This is a genomic window from Pseudomonas wayambapalatensis, from assembly GCF_049942315.1.
Taxonomy (GTDB): Bacteria; Pseudomonadota; Gammaproteobacteria; order Pseudomonadales; family Pseudomonadaceae; genus Aquipseudomonas; species Aquipseudomonas wayambapalatensis.
The window spans coordinates 18,268-33,916 of the sequence record NZ_JBNFMU010000221.1 but is presented as its reverse complement, the minus strand read 5'-3'; the positions used below and the strand labels follow the sequence as shown (position 1 = coordinate 33,916).

13 protein-coding genes are annotated in these 15,649 nt (G+C 63.0%); all 13 read left to right on the top strand.

Going from position 1 to position 15,649, the window contains the following annotated elements; all coding sequences use genetic code 11:
- Positions 1-115: 115 nt before the first annotated feature.
- The 13 genes from aceA to nuoM all read left to right on the top strand — a co-directional run bounded on the left by aceA (position 116) and on the right by nuoM (position 15,648).
- On the top strand, positions 116-1,441 hold the full coding sequence (gene aceA, locus ACPZMI_RS20160) for an isocitrate lyase (RefSeq protein WP_054892704.1): 1,326 nt from the start codon (positions 116-118) through the stop codon (positions 1,439-1,441).
- Between the two features lie 709 nt (positions 1,442-2,150).
- The gene (locus tag ACPZMI_RS20155; protein ID WP_003251427.1) at positions 2,151-2,564 is read left to right on the top strand and encodes an NADH-quinone oxidoreductase subunit A; all 414 of its coding nucleotides are present in this window, start codon (positions 2,151-2,153) and stop codon (positions 2,562-2,564) included.
- A gap of 10 nt (positions 2,565-2,574) precedes the next feature.
- The gene (locus ACPZMI_RS20150; RefSeq protein WP_186669778.1) at positions 2,575-3,252 is read left to right on the top strand and encodes a NuoB/complex I 20 kDa subunit family protein; all 678 of its coding nucleotides are present in this window, start codon (positions 2,575-2,577) and stop codon (positions 3,250-3,252) included.
- Positions 3,253-3,330: 78 nt separating this feature from the next.
- A complete protein-coding gene (gene nuoC, locus ACPZMI_RS20145; RefSeq protein ID WP_186669780.1) occupies positions 3,331-5,112 on the top strand; it encodes an NADH-quinone oxidoreductase subunit C/D in 1,782 nt (593 codons plus the stop codon).
- A 2-nt stretch (positions 5,113-5,114) separates the two neighbouring features.
- The gene (gene nuoE / locus ACPZMI_RS20140) at positions 5,115-5,612 is read left to right on the top strand and encodes an NADH-quinone oxidoreductase subunit NuoE (RefSeq protein WP_012313767.1); all 498 of its coding nucleotides are present in this window, start codon (positions 5,115-5,117) and stop codon (positions 5,610-5,612) included.
- Positions 5,609-6,973 (top strand): NADH-quinone oxidoreductase subunit NuoF, encoded by a 1,365-nt coding sequence (nuoF, locus tag ACPZMI_RS20135; RefSeq protein WP_186669782.1) that lies wholly within the window; start codon positions 5,609-5,611, stop codon positions 6,971-6,973. The genes nuoE and nuoF overlap by 4 nt, the downstream gene beginning before the upstream one ends.
- Positions 6,974-7,105: 132 nt before the next feature.
- On the top strand, positions 7,106-9,820 hold the full coding sequence (nuoG, locus tag ACPZMI_RS20130) for an NADH-quinone oxidoreductase subunit NuoG (protein WP_426352909.1): 2,715 nt from the start codon (positions 7,106-7,108) through the stop codon (positions 9,818-9,820).
- Complete coding sequence (gene nuoH, locus ACPZMI_RS20125) at positions 9,817-10,824, top strand: NADH-quinone oxidoreductase subunit NuoH (protein WP_186669786.1); 1,008 nt, start codon at positions 9,817-9,819, stop codon at positions 10,822-10,824. Before nuoG ends, nuoH begins: the two co-directional genes overlap by 4 nt.
- 11 nt (positions 10,825-10,835) lie before the next feature.
- Complete coding sequence (gene nuoI / locus ACPZMI_RS20120) at positions 10,836-11,384, top strand: NADH-quinone oxidoreductase subunit NuoI (protein WP_011534620.1); 549 nt, start codon at positions 10,836-10,838, stop codon at positions 11,382-11,384.
- Between the two features lie 10 nt (positions 11,385-11,394).
- Positions 11,395-11,895, top strand: a complete 501-nt coding sequence (gene nuoJ / locus ACPZMI_RS20115; RefSeq protein WP_054892700.1) for an NADH-quinone oxidoreductase subunit J — start codon at positions 11,395-11,397, stop codon at positions 11,893-11,895.
- 3 nt (positions 11,896-11,898) lie between these two features.
- Positions 11,899-12,207: an NADH-quinone oxidoreductase subunit NuoK gene (nuoK, locus tag ACPZMI_RS20110; RefSeq protein ID WP_023631349.1), complete on the top strand. Its 309-nt coding sequence runs from the start codon at positions 11,899-11,901 to the stop codon at positions 12,205-12,207.
- Positions 12,204-14,057 (top strand): NADH-quinone oxidoreductase subunit L, encoded by a 1,854-nt coding sequence (gene nuoL / locus ACPZMI_RS20105; RefSeq protein ID WP_054892699.1) that lies wholly within the window; start codon positions 12,204-12,206, stop codon positions 14,055-14,057. Before nuoK ends, nuoL begins: the two co-directional genes overlap by 4 nt.
- 58 nt (positions 14,058-14,115) lie before the next feature.
- On the top strand, positions 14,116-15,648 hold the full coding sequence (gene nuoM, locus ACPZMI_RS20100; RefSeq protein ID WP_054892698.1) for an NADH-quinone oxidoreductase subunit M: 1,533 nt from the start codon (positions 14,116-14,118) through the stop codon (positions 15,646-15,648).
- The last annotated feature ends 1 nt before the right edge of the window (position 15,649 follow it).

Below are 15,649 nucleotides of genomic sequence, written 5' to 3'. Positions count from 1 at the left end.
GCCTTCCCCGTTCGCCGCCGCACTCCCCCGGACAGGACAGCCGCCAGGCCTCTGATTCCGCGCCCTGAGCATCCGCACAACTACACTCAAGATCGATGCGACGAGGTTTATTTCCATGGCACTGACACGCGAACAGCAAATTGCAGCCCTCGAGAAAGACTGGGCCGAGAACCCGCGCTGGAAAGGCGTGACCCGTACCTACACCGCCGCCGATGTCGTTCGCCTGCGTGGCTCCCTGCAGCCAGAGCACACCTTTGCTCGTCAAGGCGCAGAAAAACTGTGGAAGCTGGTCACCCAAGGTGCCCACCCGTCCTTCCGGCCCGAAAAAGATTTCGTCAACTGCATGGGCGCCCTCACCGGCGGCCAGGCCGTGCAGCAGGTAAAAGCCGGCATTCAGGCCATTTACCTGTCCGGCTGGCAGGTAGCCGCCGACAACAACTCGGCCGAGTCCATGTACCCTGACCAGTCGCTGTACCCGGTCGACTCCGTACCGACCGTGGTCAAGCGCATCAACAACGCCTTCCGCCGCGCCGACCAGATCCAGTGGAAAGCCGGCAAGAACCCAGGCGACGATGGCTACATCGACTACTTCGCACCGATCGTGGCTGACGCCGAAGCCGGTTTCGGCGGCGTGCTGAACGCCTACGAGCTGATGAAGAACATGATCGAGGCAGGCGCCGCCGGCGTGCACTTCGAAGACCAGCTGGCCTCGGTGAAAAAATGCGGTCACATGGGTGGCAAGGTACTGGTGCCAACCCAGGAAGCCGTACAGAAGCTGGTGGCCGCGCGTCTGGCCGCTGACGTTGCGGGCGTACCGACCATCATCCTCGCCCGCACCGACGCCAACGCTGCTGACCTGCTGACCAGCGACTGCGACCCTTACGACCAGCCGTTCGTGATCGGCGAGCGCACCCGTGAAGGCTTCTACAAGGTACGTGCCGGCCTCGACCAGGCCATCGCCCGCGGCCTGGCCTACGCCCCGTACGCCGACTTGATCTGGTGCGAAACCGCCAAGCCGGACCTGGACGAAGCCCGTCGCTTTGCCGAAGCGATCAAGAAGGAGTACCCGGACCAACTGCTGTCGTACAACTGCTCGCCATCCTTCAACTGGAAGAAGAACCTGGACGATGCCACCATCGCCAAGTTCCAGCGCGAACTGTCGGCGATGGGCTACAAGCACCAGTTCATTACCCTGGCCGGCATCCACAACATGTGGCACGGCATGTTCAACCTGGCGCACGACTACGCCCGCAACGACATGACCGCCTACGTGAAACTGCAGGAGCAGGAATTCGCCGACGCCAGCAAGGGCTACACCTTCGTGGCGCACCAGCAGGAAGTGGGCACTGGCTACTTCGACGACATGACCACCGTGATCCAGGGTGGCGCTTCGTCGGTGACCGCACTGACCGGTTCGACCGAGGAAGAGCAGTTCCACTGATAGTGGATTGCTGACAGAGGCCCGGGGCTTGAGAAAGCCCCGGGCTTTCTTTTGCCTGCCGCCCCACCACTGCCTCCCCCTGCAGGCGCCTGATGTCCTGACGACGAGGCAAACCCCGAGATCAGGGCTATGCTTGAGGCAGCACAGCAAGCAAGGACTGCCACATGCCTCGTCCAAGCCAACGCCTGGATGCCCTCTTCTATATTAAGAAGCACAGCCCGCACCCTGCTTGCTCGCTTGCGCCTCCTTGCCATTGCAGCCCGCCCCGTAGCCCCGTCTTTCGCCGAAACATTGACCCAGAGCGGTGCACGAGAACGCTGCAACTGCTAGAACGAGAGTTTTTCTCATTTGCAAGTGACAAGATTGTGAATTGAATTAGGCAGGTAACAGATGAGGAAAGAAACAGCGGCGCAGCCAAATGATATTAATTATCATTATTAAATTGACGACTCGTTACGCCAACCAAGAAACATAATTAACAAATCTGGTTGGAATGCCCGAAACTCAAGGCTTTCAGCCATTTACGAAAGATTTTTGTTCTTAATCCTACGAATAAATTTGCGCTGGAAATTTTACTTGCCGTGGGTTTACCCATAAAATCAGCGCGATTGATTCAGCTGCGACATTTGGTCACTGCGTCAGCGACACCGCGTCGCCGCTCTACTTATTTCAGACTGCAGAGCTGGGTCTCTGTATAAGGATTTCAAGCATGTCCGATTCGGCAGGACTCATCGCCCACAACTGGGGCTTTGCCATCTTCCTCCTGGGTGTCGTCGGCCTGTGTGCCTTCATGCTCGGCCTGTCCAGCCTGCTCGGCAGCAAGGCTTGGGGCCGCGCCAAGAACGAACCCTTCGAATCCGGCATGCTGCCCGTCGGCAGCGCCCGCCTGCGCCTGTCCGCCAAATTCTATCTGGTCGCGATGCTGTTCGTGATCTTCGATATCGAAGCCCTCTTTCTCTTTGCATGGTCTGTGTCCGTCCGCGAAAGCGGCTGGACCGGATTCGTCGAAGCTCTCGTTTTCATAGCAATTCTGTTGGCAGGTCTTGTCTACCTTTGGCGCGTCGGTGCTCTTGATTGGGCTCCCGAAGGTCGCCGCAAGCGGCAAGCGAAGCTGAAACAATGAGGCTTTGGCAATGCAATACAATCTCACCAGAATCGATCCGGATGCGCCCAACGAGCAGTACCCGGTAGGTGATCGGGAAACCGTCACCGACCAACTGCTGGAGGACCAGGTCCACAAGAACATCTACATGGGGAAACTCGAAGATGTGCTGCGTGGCGCGGTCAACTGGGGTCGCAAGAACTCCCTCTGGCCGTACAACTTCGGCCTGTCCTGCTGCTACGTGGAAATGACCACGGCCTTCACGGCACCCCACGACATCGCCCGCTTCGGCGCCGAAGTCATCCGGGCGTCGCCGCGCCAGGCTGACTTCATGGTCGTCGCCGGTACCTGCTTCATCAAGATGGCGCCGATCATCCAGCGCCTCTACGAGCAGATGCTCGAACCCAAGTGGGTCATCTCCATGGGTTCGTGCGCCAACTCCGGTGGCATGTACGACATCTACTCGGTCGTTCAGGGGGTCGACAAGTTCCTCCCCGTGGACGTGTACGTGCCTGGCTGCCCGCCGCGCCCCGAAGCCTTCCTGCAAGGCTTGATGCTGCTGCAGGAATCGATCGGCCAGGAGCGACGCCCACTCTCCTGGGTTGTCGGCGATCAAGGCATTTACCGTGCCGAGATGCCCGCCCAGAAGGACCTGCGTCGCGAACAGCGTATCGCGGTAACCAACCTGCGCAGCCCCGACGAAGTCTGATCCAGCGACCTGCCGCCCGCTCCCCGGGAGCCGGCGGCCTGGCTTCATTCTCTACGTTGACTCAAAGCGACCGAGACCATGACAGCGGACACCGCTATTTATATTCCGCCTTACAAGGCTGACGACCAGGATGTGGTCGTCGAACTGCACAACCGTTTTGGCGCTGACGCCTTCGTCGCCCAAGAGACCCGCACCGGCATGCCGGTACTGTGGGTCAACCGTGCCCAGCTCAAAGATGTACTTTCTTTCCTGCGCAACGTCGCCAAGCCGTACAGCATGCTGTACGACCTGCACGGCGTCGACGAGCGCCTGCGCACCCAGCGCCGCGGCCTGCCTGCCGCCGACTTCAGCGTGTTCTACCACCTGTTGTCGGTCGAGCGTAACAGCGACGTGATGATCAAGGTGTCGCTGAGCGAAGGCGACCTGAACTTGCCGTCCGTGACCAGCATCTGGCCGAACGCCAACTGGTACGAGCGTGAAGTCTGGGACATGTTCGGCATCGACTTCGCCGGTCACCCGCACCTGTCGCGCATCCTGATGCCGCCGACCTGGGAAGGTCACCCGCTGCGCAAGGACTTCCCAGCCCGCGCCACCGAGTTCGATCCCTACTCGCTGAACCTCGCCAAGCAACAGCTTGAAGAAGAGTCGGCGCGCTTCAACCCCGAGGCCTGGGGCATGAAGCGCCAGGGCGCCAACGAGGACTACATGTTCCTCAACCTCGGCCCCAACCACCCTTCTGCCCACGGTGCCTTCCGTATCGTCCTGCAACTAGACGGCGAAGAAATCGTCGACTGCGTCCCGGACATCGGCTACCACCACCGTGGTGCCGAGAAGATGGCCGAGCGTCAGTCCTGGCACAGCTTCATTCCCTACACCGACCGTATCGACTACCTCGGCGGGGTAATGAACAACCTGCCGTACGTACTCGCGGTCGAGAAGCTGGCCGGTATCCAGGTGCCGCAGAAAGTCGACGTGATTCGCATCATGCTCGCCGAATTCTTCCGGATCACCAGCCACCTGCTGTTCCTGGGTACCTACATCCAGGACGTCGGCGCCATGACCCCGGTGTTCTTCACCTTCACCGACCGCCAGCGCGCCTACACCGTGATCGAGGCGATCACCGGTTTCCGTCTGCACCCGGCCTGGTACCGCATCGGCGGCGTCGCCCACGACCTGCCGCGCGGCTGGGACAAGCTGGTCAAGGATTTCGTCGAATGGCTGCCCAAGCGCCTGGACGAATACACCAAGGCCGCCCTGCAGAACAGCATCCTCAAGGGCCGTACCATCGGCGTTGCCGCATACAACACCAAGGAAGCGCTGGAGTGGGGTACCACCGGTGCCGGCCTGCGCGCCACCGGTTGCGACTTTGACCTGCGCAAAGCCCGCCCCTACTCCGGCTACGAGAACTTCGAGTTCGAAGTACCGCTGGCCCACAACGGCGATGCCTACGATCGCTGCATGGTTCGTGTCGAGGAGATGCGCCAGAGTATCCGCATCATCGACCAGTGCCTGCGCAACATGCCGGAAGGCCCGTACAAGGCGGATCACCCGCTGACCACGCCGCCACCGAAAGAGCGCACCCTGCAGCACATCGAGACCCTGATCACCCACTTCCTGCAAGTCTCGTGGGGCCCGGTCATGCCGGCCAACGAGTCGTTCCAGATGATCGAGGCGACCAAGGGCATCAACAGTTACTACCTGACGAGCGATGGCGGCACCATGAGCTACCGCACCCGGATCCGCACGCCCAGCTATCCGCACCTGCAGCAGATCCCTTCGGTGATCAAAGGCAGCATGGTCGCGGACCTGATCGCGTACCTGGGCAGTATCGACTTCGTTATGGCTGACGTGGACCGCTAAGCATGAACAGCACGCTTATCCAAACCGACCGTTTCGCCCTGAGCGAAACCGAGCGCTCGGCCATCGAGCACGAGATGCACCACTACGAAGACCCGCGCGCGGCGTCCATCGAAGCCTTGAAAATCGTACAGAAGGAACGCGGCTGGGTGCCGGACGGCGCCATCTACGCAATCGGCGAAGTGCTGGGCATCCCTGCCAGCGACGTCGAGGGCGTGGCCACCTTCTACAGCCAGATCTTCCGCCAGCCGGTCGGTCGCCACATCATTCGCGTGTGCGACAGCATGGTCTGCTATATCGGCGGCCATGAATCGGTTGTCAGTCAGATCCAGAGCGAGCTGGGCATCGGCCTGGGCCAGACCACCGCCGATGGCCGCTTCACCCTGCTGCCGGTGTGCTGCCTGGGCAACTGCGACAAGGCCCCGGCGCTGATGATCGACGACGACACCTTTGGCGACGTGCAGCCTGCCGGCGTCTCCAAACTGCTGGAGGGTTACGTATGACCATCACTTCCTTCGGCCCGGCCAACCGCATCGCGCGCTCGGCTGAAACCCACCCGCTGACCTGGCGCCTGCGTGACGACGGCGAGCCAGTGTGGCTGACCGAGTACGAGTCCAAGAACGGCTATGCCGCGGCCCGCAAGGCCCTGGCCGACATGTCCGCCGACGACATCGTGCAAAGCGTCAAGGACTCCGGCCTCAAGGGCCGCGGCGGCGCAGGCTTCCCCACTGGCGTGAAGTGGGGCCTGATGCCCAAAGACGAATCCATGAACATCCGCTACCTGCTGTGCAACGCGGACGAAATGGAGCCCAACACCTGGAAAGACCGCATGCTGATGGAGCAACAGCCCCATCTGCTGGTCGAGGGCATGCTGATCAGCGCCCGCGCGCTGAAGGCCTACCGTGGCTACATCTTCCTGCGCGGCGAGTACACCACGGCAGCGAAGAACCTCAACCGTGCCATCGAGGAAGCCAAGGCCGCAGGCCTGCTGGGCAAGAACATCCTCGGTTCCGGTTTCGACTTCGAACTGTTCGTGCACACTGGTGCCGGGCGCTACATCTGCGGTGAAGAAACCGCACTGATCAACTCGCTCGAAGGCCGTCGCGCCAACCCGCGCTCCAAGCCGCCCTTCCCTGCCGCCGTCGGCGTGTGGGGCAAGCCGACCTGCGTGAACAACGTCGAAACCCTGTGCAACGTCCCGGCCATCGTCGCCAACGGCAACGACTGGTACAAGTCGCTGGCCCGCGAAGGCAGCGAAGACCACGGCACCAAACTGATGGGCTTCTCCGGCAAGGTGAAAAACCCGGGCCTGTGGGAACTGCCTTTCGGCGTGACCGCCCGCGAGCTGTTCGAAGACTACGCCGGCGGCATGCGCGACGGCTTCAAGCTCAAGTGCTGGCAGCCAGGTGGTGCCGGTACCGGTTTCCTGCTGCCGGAACACCTGGACGCACAGATGTACGCCGGTGGTATCGCCAAGGTCGGCACCCGTATGGGTACTGGCCTGGCGATGGCGGTCGACGACAGCATCAACATGGTCTCGCTGCTGCGCAACATGGAAGAGTTCTTCGCCCGCGAATCGTGCGGCTGGTGCACCCCATGCCGCGACGGCCTGCCATGGAGCGTGAAGATGCTACGCGCCCTGGAGAAAGGCCAAGGCCGCGCCGAAGACATCGAGACCCTGCTGGGTCTGGTCAACTTCCTCGGCCCAGGCCGCACCTTCTGTGCTCACGCACCAGGTGCCGTGGAGCCGCTGGGCAGTGCCATCAAATACTTCCGGTCCGAGTTCGAGGCCGGTGTCGCGCCCGCGAGTGCTGCCGACACCCTGCGCCCGAATCTGGCCAAGCCGATTGTGGTCGGCGCATAACAAGATGAATCGCGGGTGGTCCGTGCCACCCGCCAGCTTGCAGGCCGGCCCGAACCATTCGCGGCCGGCCGCAAGCTCACCGATTTCCATTAGCCACGCCTGCTCACGCGGGCCAACGAAGAACTTTGAACCATGGCCACTATCCACGTAGACGGCAAAGCGCTCGAAGTCAACGGTGCAGACAACCTGTTACAGGCCTGTCTGTCGCTCGGCCTCGACATCCCTTATTTCTGCTGGCACCCGGCGCTCGGTAGCGTCGGCGCCTGCCGGCAATGTGCGGTCAAGCAGTACACCGACGAGAACGACACCCGTGGTCGCATCGTCATGTCCTGCATGACCCCTGCCTCCGACGGCACCTGGATCTCCATCGACGATGACGAGTCGAAGGCGTTCCGTGCCAGCGTCGTCGAATGGCTGATGACCAACCACCCGCACGACTGCCCGGTGTGCGAGGAAGGTGGTCACTGCCATCTGCAGGACATGACGGTAATGACCGGCCACAACGAGCGCCGCTACCGTTTCACCAAGCGTACCCACCAGAACCAGGACCTCGGCCCGTTCATCGCCCACGAGATGAACCGCTGCATCGCCTGCTACCGCTGCGTGCGCTACTACAAGGACTACGCAGGCGGCACCGACCTGGGTGTCTACGGCGCCCACGACAACGTGTACTTCGGTCGCGTTGAAGATGGCGTGCTGGAGAGCGAGTTCTCCGGCAACCTCACCGAGGTCTGCCCAACCGGCGTATTCACCGACAAGACCCACTCCGAGCGCTACAACCGCAAGTGGGACATGCAGTTCGCCCCGAGCATCTGCCACGGCTGCTCCAGCGGCTGCAACATCAGCCCCGGTGAGCGCTACGGCGAACTGCGCCGCATCGAGAACCGCTTCAACGGCTCGGTGAACCAGTACTTCCTGTGCGACCGTGGCCGCTTCGGCTATGGCTACGTCAACCGCAGCGACCGCCCACGCCAGCCGATGCTGGCCGATGGCAGCAAGCTGGGCCTCGACGCCGCGCTGGACAAGGCCGCTGACCTGCTGCGCGGCCGTACCATCGTCGGCATCGGCTCGCCACGCGCCAGCCTCGAGAGCAACTACGGCCTGCGCGAGCTGGTCGGCGCCGACTACTTCTACTCGGGTATGGAAGCCGGTGAGCTGAGCCGCGTGCGCCTGGTGCTGGACGTGCTGAACAACAGCCCGCTGCCAGTCCCGACCCTGCGCGACATCGAAGACCACGACGCCGTGTTCGTACTCGGCGAAGACCTCACGCAAACCGCCGCCCGCGTCGCCCTGGCTGTGCGCCAGGCCACCAAGGGCAAGGCCGAGGCCATGGCCGAAGGCATGAAAGTGCAGCCTTGGCTCGATGCAGCCGTGAAGAACATCGGTCAGCACGCGCTGTACCCGCTGTTCATTGCCTCGCTGGCCGAGACCAAGCTCGACGACGTCGCCGAGGAATGTGTGCGCGCAGCCCCTGCCGACCTCGCCCGCCTGGGCTTCGCCGTGGCCCACGCCATCGATCCGAGCGCCCCCGCCGTCGAAGGCCTGGACGCCGAAGCGAAGGCAATGGCCCAGCGCATCGCCGACGCCCTGGTGGCCGCCAAGCGCCCACTGGTGGTTGCCGGTACTTCGCTGGCTGACGCCGCACTGATCGAAGCCGCCGCCAACATCGCCAAGGCCCTCAAGCTGCGCGAGAAGAACGGCTCACTGAGCCTGGTGGTACCTGAGGCCAACAGCCTTGGCATGGCCATGATGGGCGGTGACTCCGTCGATGCTGCGCTGGACGCCGTCATCACCGGCAAGGCCGACGCCATCGTCGTGCTGGAGAACGACCTGTACGCCCGCGTACCGGCCGCGAAGGTCGATGCTGCGCTCGCCGCCGCAAAAGTGGTGATTGTCGCCGACCACTCCAAGACCGCCACCAGCGACCGCGCCGACCTGGTCCTGCCTGCGGCGTCCTTCGCCGAAGGCGACGGCACCCTGGTCAGCCAGGAAGGCCGCGCCCAGCGCTTCTTCCAGGTGTTCGACCCGCAGTACCTGGACAGCAGCATCCAGATCCACGAAGGCTGGCGCTGGATGCACGCCCTGCGTGCCACCCTGCTGAACAAGCCGGTCGACTGGACCCAACTGGACCACGTCACCAGCGCCTGCGCCAACGCCGCACCGCAACTGGCCGGCATCGTCAACGCCGCACCGAGCGCCGCGTTCCGCATCAAGGGCATGAAGCTTGCCCGTGAGCCGCTGCGCTACTCGGGCCGCACCGCCATGCGCGCCAACATCAGCGTCCATGAGCCGCGCACCCCGCAGGACAAGGACACCGCGTTCGCCTTCTCGATGGAAGGCTACTCGGGCTCGGCCGAACCGCGCCAGCAAGTGCCATTCGCCTGGTCGCCGGGCTGGAACTCGCCGCAAGCCTGGAACAAGTTCCAGGATGAAGTCGGTGGCCACCTGCGTGCCGGTGACCCTGGCGTGCGCCTGATCGAATCGCAAGGCGATCGCCTGAACTGGTTCAACACTATCCCTGGCGCCTTCAACCCGGCGCGCGGCACCTGGACTGCCGTACCCTTCTTCCACCTGTTCGGCAGCGAGGAGAACTCTTCGCGCGCGGCACCGGTGCAGGAGCGTATCCCGGCGGCCTACGTGGGCCTTGCCAAGTCCGAAGCCGACCGCCTGGGCGTAAACGACGGCGCACTGCTGAGCCTGAACGTCGCGGGCGTTTCGCTGCGCCTGCCGCTGCGCATCAATGAAGAACTGGGCGCTGGCCTGGTTGCGTTGCCCAAAGGCCTGGCCGGCATTCCGCCTGCCATCTTCGGTGCATCCGTCGAAGGCCTGCAGGAGGCAGCACAATGAGCTGGTTCACCCCCGAAGTGATCGATGTGATTCTCACCGTCGTGCGGGCCATCGTGGTTCTGCTGGCGGTGGTGGTCTGCGGCGCGCTGCTGAGCTTCGTCGAACGTCGTCTGCTGGGCTGGTGGCAGGACCGTTATGGTCCGAACCGCGTCGGCCCGTTCGGCATGTTCCAGATCGCTGCCGACATGCTGAAGATGTTCTTCAAGGAAGACTGGAACCCACCCTTCGTCGACCGCATGATCTTCACCCTGGCACCGGTGGTGGCGATGAGCGCCCTGCTGATCGCCTTCGTGGTCATCCCGATCACCCCGGTATGGGGCGTCGCCGACCTGAACATCGGCCTGCTGTTCTTCTTCGCCATGGCCGGTCTGTCGGTCTACGCCGTGCTGTTCGCCGGCTGGTCGTCGAATAACAAGTACGCCCTGCTCGGCAGCCTGCGGGCCTCGGCGCAGACCGTGTCGTACGAGGTGTTCCTGGGCCTGGCGCTGATGGGCGTGGTGGTACAGGTGGGCTCGTTCAACATGCGCGACATCGTTGAATACCAGGCCCAGAACCTGTGGTTCATCATTCCGCAGTTCTTCGGCTTCTGCACCTTCTTCATCGCTGGCGTCGCCGTGACTCACCGTCACCCGTTCGACCAGCCGGAAGCGGAACAGGAACTGGCCGACGGCTACCACATCGAATATGCCGGCATGAAATGGGGCATGTTCTTCGTCGGTGAGTACATCGGCATCATCCTGGTTTCGGCACTGCTGGTAACCCTGTTCTTCGGTGGCTGGCACGGCCCGTTCGGCCTGCTGCCGCAAGTACCGTTCCTGTGGTTCGCGCTGAAGACCGCGTTCTTCATCATGCTGTTCATTCTGCTGCGCGCCTCGATCCCGCGCCCGCGCTATGACCAGGTGATGGACTTCAGCTGGAAGTTCTGCCTGCCGCTGACCCTGATCAATTTGCTGGTGACCGCTGCGATCGTGCTCTACAACACGCCAGCCGTCGCGGCCCAGTGAGGATTTGACCCATGTTCAAGTATATCGGCGACATCGTTAAGGGCACCGGCACTCAGCTGCGCAGCCTGGTGATGGTGTTCTCCCACGGGTTCCGCAAGCGCGACACCCTGCAATACCCCGAAGAGCCCGTGTACCTGCCGCCACGCTATCGCGGCCGCATCGTCCTCACCCGCGACCCCGACGGCGAGGAGCGCTGCGTAGCGTGCAACCTCTGCGCGGTGGCCTGCCCGGTCGGCTGCATCTCGCTGCAGAAAGCCGAGACCGAGGACGGCCGTTGGTACCCGGAGTTCTTCCGCATCAACTTCTCGCGCTGCATCTTCTGTGGCCTGTGTGAAGAGGCGTGCCCGACCACCGCGATCCAGCTGACTCCGGATTTCGAAATGGCCGAGTTCAAGCGTCAGGACCTGGTGTACGAGAAAGAAGATCTGCTGATCTCCGGCCCCGGCAAGAACCCTGACTACAACTTCTACCGTGTTGCGGGTATGGCCATCGCTGGCAAGCCGAAAGGCTCTGCGCAGAACGAAGCCGAGCCGATCAACGTGAAGAGCTTGCTCCCATAAGGACAGAAAGATGGAATTCGCTTTCTACTTCGCATCCGGGATCGCCGTGGTCTCCACCCTTCGGGTGGTGACCGGCACAAACCCCGTGCACGCCCTGCTCTACCTGATCATTTCGCTGATCTCCGTGGCGATGATCTTCTTCTCCCTGGGTGCGCCGTTCGCCGGCGCCCTGGAAGTGATCGCCTACGCTGGCGCCATCATGGTGCTGTTCGTCTTCGTGGTGATGATGCTCAACCTGGGGCCGGCCTCGGTCGCCCAGGAACGTGGCTGGCTCAAGCCGGGCATCTGGGCAGGGCCGGTGATCCTCGCCGCCCTGCTGCTGCTGGAACTGCTGTACGTGCTGTTCGCCAATCCGAGCGGCGCTGCCATCAGCGGTACCACGGTTGACGCCAAGGCCGTCGGCATCAGCCTGTTCGGCCCCTACCTGCTGGTGGTCGAACTGGCCTCGATGCTGCTGCTGGCTGCGGCCGTCACCGCCTTCCACCTGGGCCGCAACGAGGCGAAGGAGTAAATCATGGGTGCTATCCCTCTCGAGCATGGTCTGGCGGTCGCCGGCATCCTGTTCTGCTTAGGTCTGGTCGGCCTGATGGTCCGCCGCAACATCCTCTTCGTACTCATGAGCCTGGAAGTCATGATGAACGCCGCAGCCCTGGCGTTCATCGTCGCCGGTGCCCGTTGGGTCCAACCCGACGGTCAGGTGATGTTCATTCTGGTGATCAGCCTGGCAGCCGCCGAGGCCAGCATTGGCCTGGCAATCCTGCTGCAGCTGTATCGCCGCTTCCACACTCTCGACATCGATGCTGCCAGTGAGATGCGCGGATGAACCTTCTCTTCCTGACTTTCGTCTTTCCCCTGATCGGCTTCCTGCTGCTGTCGTTCTCGCGCGGGCGGTTCTCGGAGAACCTGTCCGCCCTGATCGGTGTCGGTTCGGTCGGCCTCTCGGCCGCGACCGCCGCCTACGTGATCTGGCAGTTCAACGTCGCCCCGCCTGAGGGCGGTGCGTACAGCCAACTGCTGTGGCAGTGGATGTCGGTGGACGGCTTCGCGCCGAACTTCACCCTGTACCTGGACGGCCTGTCGGTCACCATGCTCGGCGTGGTCACCGGCGTAGGCTTCCTGATCCACCTGTTCGCTTCCTGGTACATGCGTGGCGAAGCCGGTTACTCGCGCTTCTTCTCGTACACCAACCTGTTCATCGCCAGCATGCTGTTCCTGATCCTGGGCGATAACCTGCTGTTCATCTACTTCGGCTGGGAAGGTGTGGGCCTGTGCTCTTACCTGTTGATCGGTTTCTACTACAGCAACCGCAACAACGGTAACGCGGCACTGAAGGCCTTCATCGTCACCCGTATCGGTGACGTGTTCATGGCCATCGGCCTGTTCATCCTGTTCGCCCAGCTGGGCACGCTGAACGTCCAGGAACTGCTGGTGCTGGCACCGCAGAAATTCCAGGCGGGCGACACCTGGATGGTGCTGGCCACCCTGATGCTGCTCGGTGGTGCGGTCGGTAAATCGGCCCAGCTGCCGCTGCAGACCTGGCTGGCCGACGCGATGGCTGGCCCGACCCCGGTTTCGGCACTGATCCACGCCGCGACCATGGTCACCGCAGGCGTCTACCTGATCGCCCGTACCCACGGCCTGTTCACCCTGGCGCCGGACATCCTGCACCTGGTTGGCGTAGTGGGTGGCATCACCCTGGTACTGGCCGGTTTCGCCGCACTCGTACAGACCGACATCAAGCGTATCCTCGCCTACTCCACCATGAGCCAGATCGGCTACATGTTCCTCGCCCTGGGCGTTGGCGCATGGGATGCGGCGATCTTCCACCTGATGACCCACGCCTTCTTCAAAGCCCTGCTGTTCCTTGCCTCCGGTGCGGTGATCGTTGCCTGCCACCATGAGCAGAACATCTTCAAGATGGGCGGCCTTTGGAAGAAACTGCCACTGGCCTACGCCAGCTTCGTGGTCGGTGGTGCTGCCCTGGCCGCCCTGCCGATCCTGACCGTCGGCTTCTACTCCAAGGACGAGATCCTCTGGGAAGCCTTCGCCAGCGGCAACACCAACCTGCTCTACGCAGGCCTGGTCGGTGCGTTCATGACCTCGCTGTACACCTTCCGCCTGATCTTCATCGCCTTCCACGGCGAAGCGAAGACCGAGGCCCACGCTGGCCACGGCATCAGCCACTGGCTGCCGCTGGGCGTGCTGATCGTGCTGTCGACCTTCGTCGGCGCCTGGATCCACCCTCCGCTGGCAGGCGTGCTGCCTGAAAGCGCCGGCCACGCCGGTGGCGAAGCCAAGCATTCGCTGGAGATCGCCTCGGGCGCCATCGCCATCGCCGGTATCCTGCTCGCTGCAGTGCTGTTCCTGGGCAAGCGTCGCCTGGTCACCGCGATCGCCAACAGCAGCATCGGTCGCGTCCTGTCGGCCTGGTGGTTCGCCGCCTGGGGCTTCGACTGGATCTACGACAAGCTGTTCGTCAAACCTTACCTGCTGATCAGCCACATCCTGCGCAAGGACCCGGTTGACCGCGGTATCGGCCTGATTCCTCGCATGGCTCGCGGCGGCCACGTCGCCATGAGCAAGACCGAGACCGGTCAGCTGCGCTGGTACACCGCCTCTATCGCCGTAGGTGCCGTGCTCGTGCTCGGCGCCGTGGTAGTGGCCGCGGTATGACCATGAATATTGCGAACCTCGCGAACCTTGCGACTCTGCGAAAGGAAACGAACCCGTCATGATTCTGCCTTGGCTGATCCTGATCCCCTTCATCGGCGGCTTTCTGTGCTGGCTGGGTGAGCGCTTCGGCGCCACCCTGCCACGCTGGATCGCGCTGCTGACCATGTCCCTGCTGCTCGGTATCGGCCTGTGGCTGTGGGGCACCGGTGACTACACCCTCGCCCCCGCTCCGGGCGCCGAACCTGCCTGGGCTGTGGAATACAAAGTCCAGTGGATCCAGCGCTTCGGCATCAGCATCCACCTGGCCCTGGACGGCCTGTCGCTGCTGATGATCCTGCTCACCGGCCTGCTCGGTGTGCTCTCGGTGCTGTGCTCGTGGAAAGAGATCCAGCGTCACGTCGGCTTCTTCCACCTCAACCTGATGTGGATCCTCGGCGGCGTGGTCGGTGTGTTCCTGGCGCTGGACCTGTTCCTGTTCTTCTTCTTCTGGGAAATGATGCTGGTGCCGATGTACTTCCTCATCGCGCTCTGGGGTCACAGCTCGGCAGATGGCAAGAAGACCCGGATCTACGCGGCGACCAAGTTCTTCATCTTCACCCAGGCCAGCGGCCTGATCATGCTGGTGGCGATCCTTGGCCTGGTGCTGGTCAACTACAACGCCACCGGGGTGATCACCTTCAACTACAGCGACCTGCTCAAGGCACAGCTGCCGCCAGGTGTCGAATACCTGCTGATGCTGGGCTTCTTCATCGCCTTCGCGGTCAAGCTGCCAGTGGTTCCGTTCCACTCCTGGCTGCCTGACGCCCACGCCCAGGCGCCGACTGCAGGTTCCGTCGACCTCGCCGGCATCCTGCTGAAGACTGCGGCCTACGGCCTGCTGCGCTTCGCCCTGCCGCTGTTCCCGAACGCCTCGGCCGAGTTCGCGCCGATCGCCATGACCCTGGGCCTGATCGGTATCTTCTACGGTGCCTTCCTGGCCTTCGCACAAACCGACATCAAGCGCCTGATCGCCTTCTCCAGCGTCTCGCACATGGGCTTCGTGCTGATCGGTATCTATTCCGGCAGCCAGCAAGCCCTGCAGGGCGCGGTGATCCAGATGCTGGCCCACGGCCTGTCGGCTGCGGCGCTGTTCATCCTGTCCGGCCAGCTGTACGAGCGTCTGCACACCCGTGACATGCGCCAGATGGGTGGCCTGTGGCACCGCATCGCGTATCTGCCAGCCATCAGCCTGTTCTTCGCCGCCGCGTCGCTGGGCCTTCCGGGCACCGGCAACTTCGTCGGCGAGTTTCTGATTCTGATCGGCAGCTTCGCCCACGTGCCTTGGATCACCGTGATCGCCACCACCGGCCTCGTGTTCGGTTCGGTCTACTCGCTGATCATGATCCACCGCGCCTACTTCGGTCCGGCCAAGGCCGACACCGTGCTGGCCGGCATGGACGGACGCGAACTGATCATGGTGCTGGGCCTGGCGGTGCTGCTGATCGTGCTGGGCGTCTACCCGCAGCCGTTCCTCGACACCTCTGCCGCCACCATGAGCGGTGTGCAGCAGTGGCTCGGTTCCGCTTTCACTCAACTCGCTTCGGCCCGGTAAG

Coding starts and splice junctions, on each gene's coding strand:
- aceA (WP_054892704.1), top strand. CDS start 116: ATGGCACTGACACGCGAACAGCAAATTGCAGCCCTCGAGAAAGACTGG.
- ACPZMI_RS20155 (WP_003251427.1), top strand. CDS start 2,151: ATGTCCGATTCGGCAGGACTCATCGCCCACAACTGGGGCTTTGCCATC.
- ACPZMI_RS20150 (WP_186669778.1), top strand. CDS start 2,575: ATGCAATACAATCTCACCAGAATCGATCCGGATGCGCCCAACGAGCAG.
- nuoC (WP_186669780.1), top strand. CDS start 3,331: ATGACAGCGGACACCGCTATTTATATTCCGCCTTACAAGGCTGACGAC.
- nuoE (WP_012313767.1), top strand. CDS start 5,115: ATGAACAGCACGCTTATCCAAACCGACCGTTTCGCCCTGAGCGAAACC.
- nuoF (WP_186669782.1), top strand. CDS start 5,609: ATGACCATCACTTCCTTCGGCCCGGCCAACCGCATCGCGCGCTCGGCT.
- nuoG (WP_426352909.1), top strand. CDS start 7,106: ATGGCCACTATCCACGTAGACGGCAAAGCGCTCGAAGTCAACGGTGCA.
- nuoH (WP_186669786.1), top strand. CDS start 9,817: ATGAGCTGGTTCACCCCCGAAGTGATCGATGTGATTCTCACCGTCGTG.
- nuoI (WP_011534620.1), top strand. CDS start 10,836: ATGTTCAAGTATATCGGCGACATCGTTAAGGGCACCGGCACTCAGCTG.
- nuoJ (WP_054892700.1), top strand. CDS start 11,395: ATGGAATTCGCTTTCTACTTCGCATCCGGGATCGCCGTGGTCTCCACC.
- nuoK (WP_023631349.1), top strand. CDS start 11,899: ATGGGTGCTATCCCTCTCGAGCATGGTCTGGCGGTCGCCGGCATCCTG.
- nuoL (WP_054892699.1), top strand. CDS start 12,204: ATGAACCTTCTCTTCCTGACTTTCGTCTTTCCCCTGATCGGCTTCCTG.
- nuoM (WP_054892698.1), top strand. CDS start 14,116: ATGATTCTGCCTTGGCTGATCCTGATCCCCTTCATCGGCGGCTTTCTG.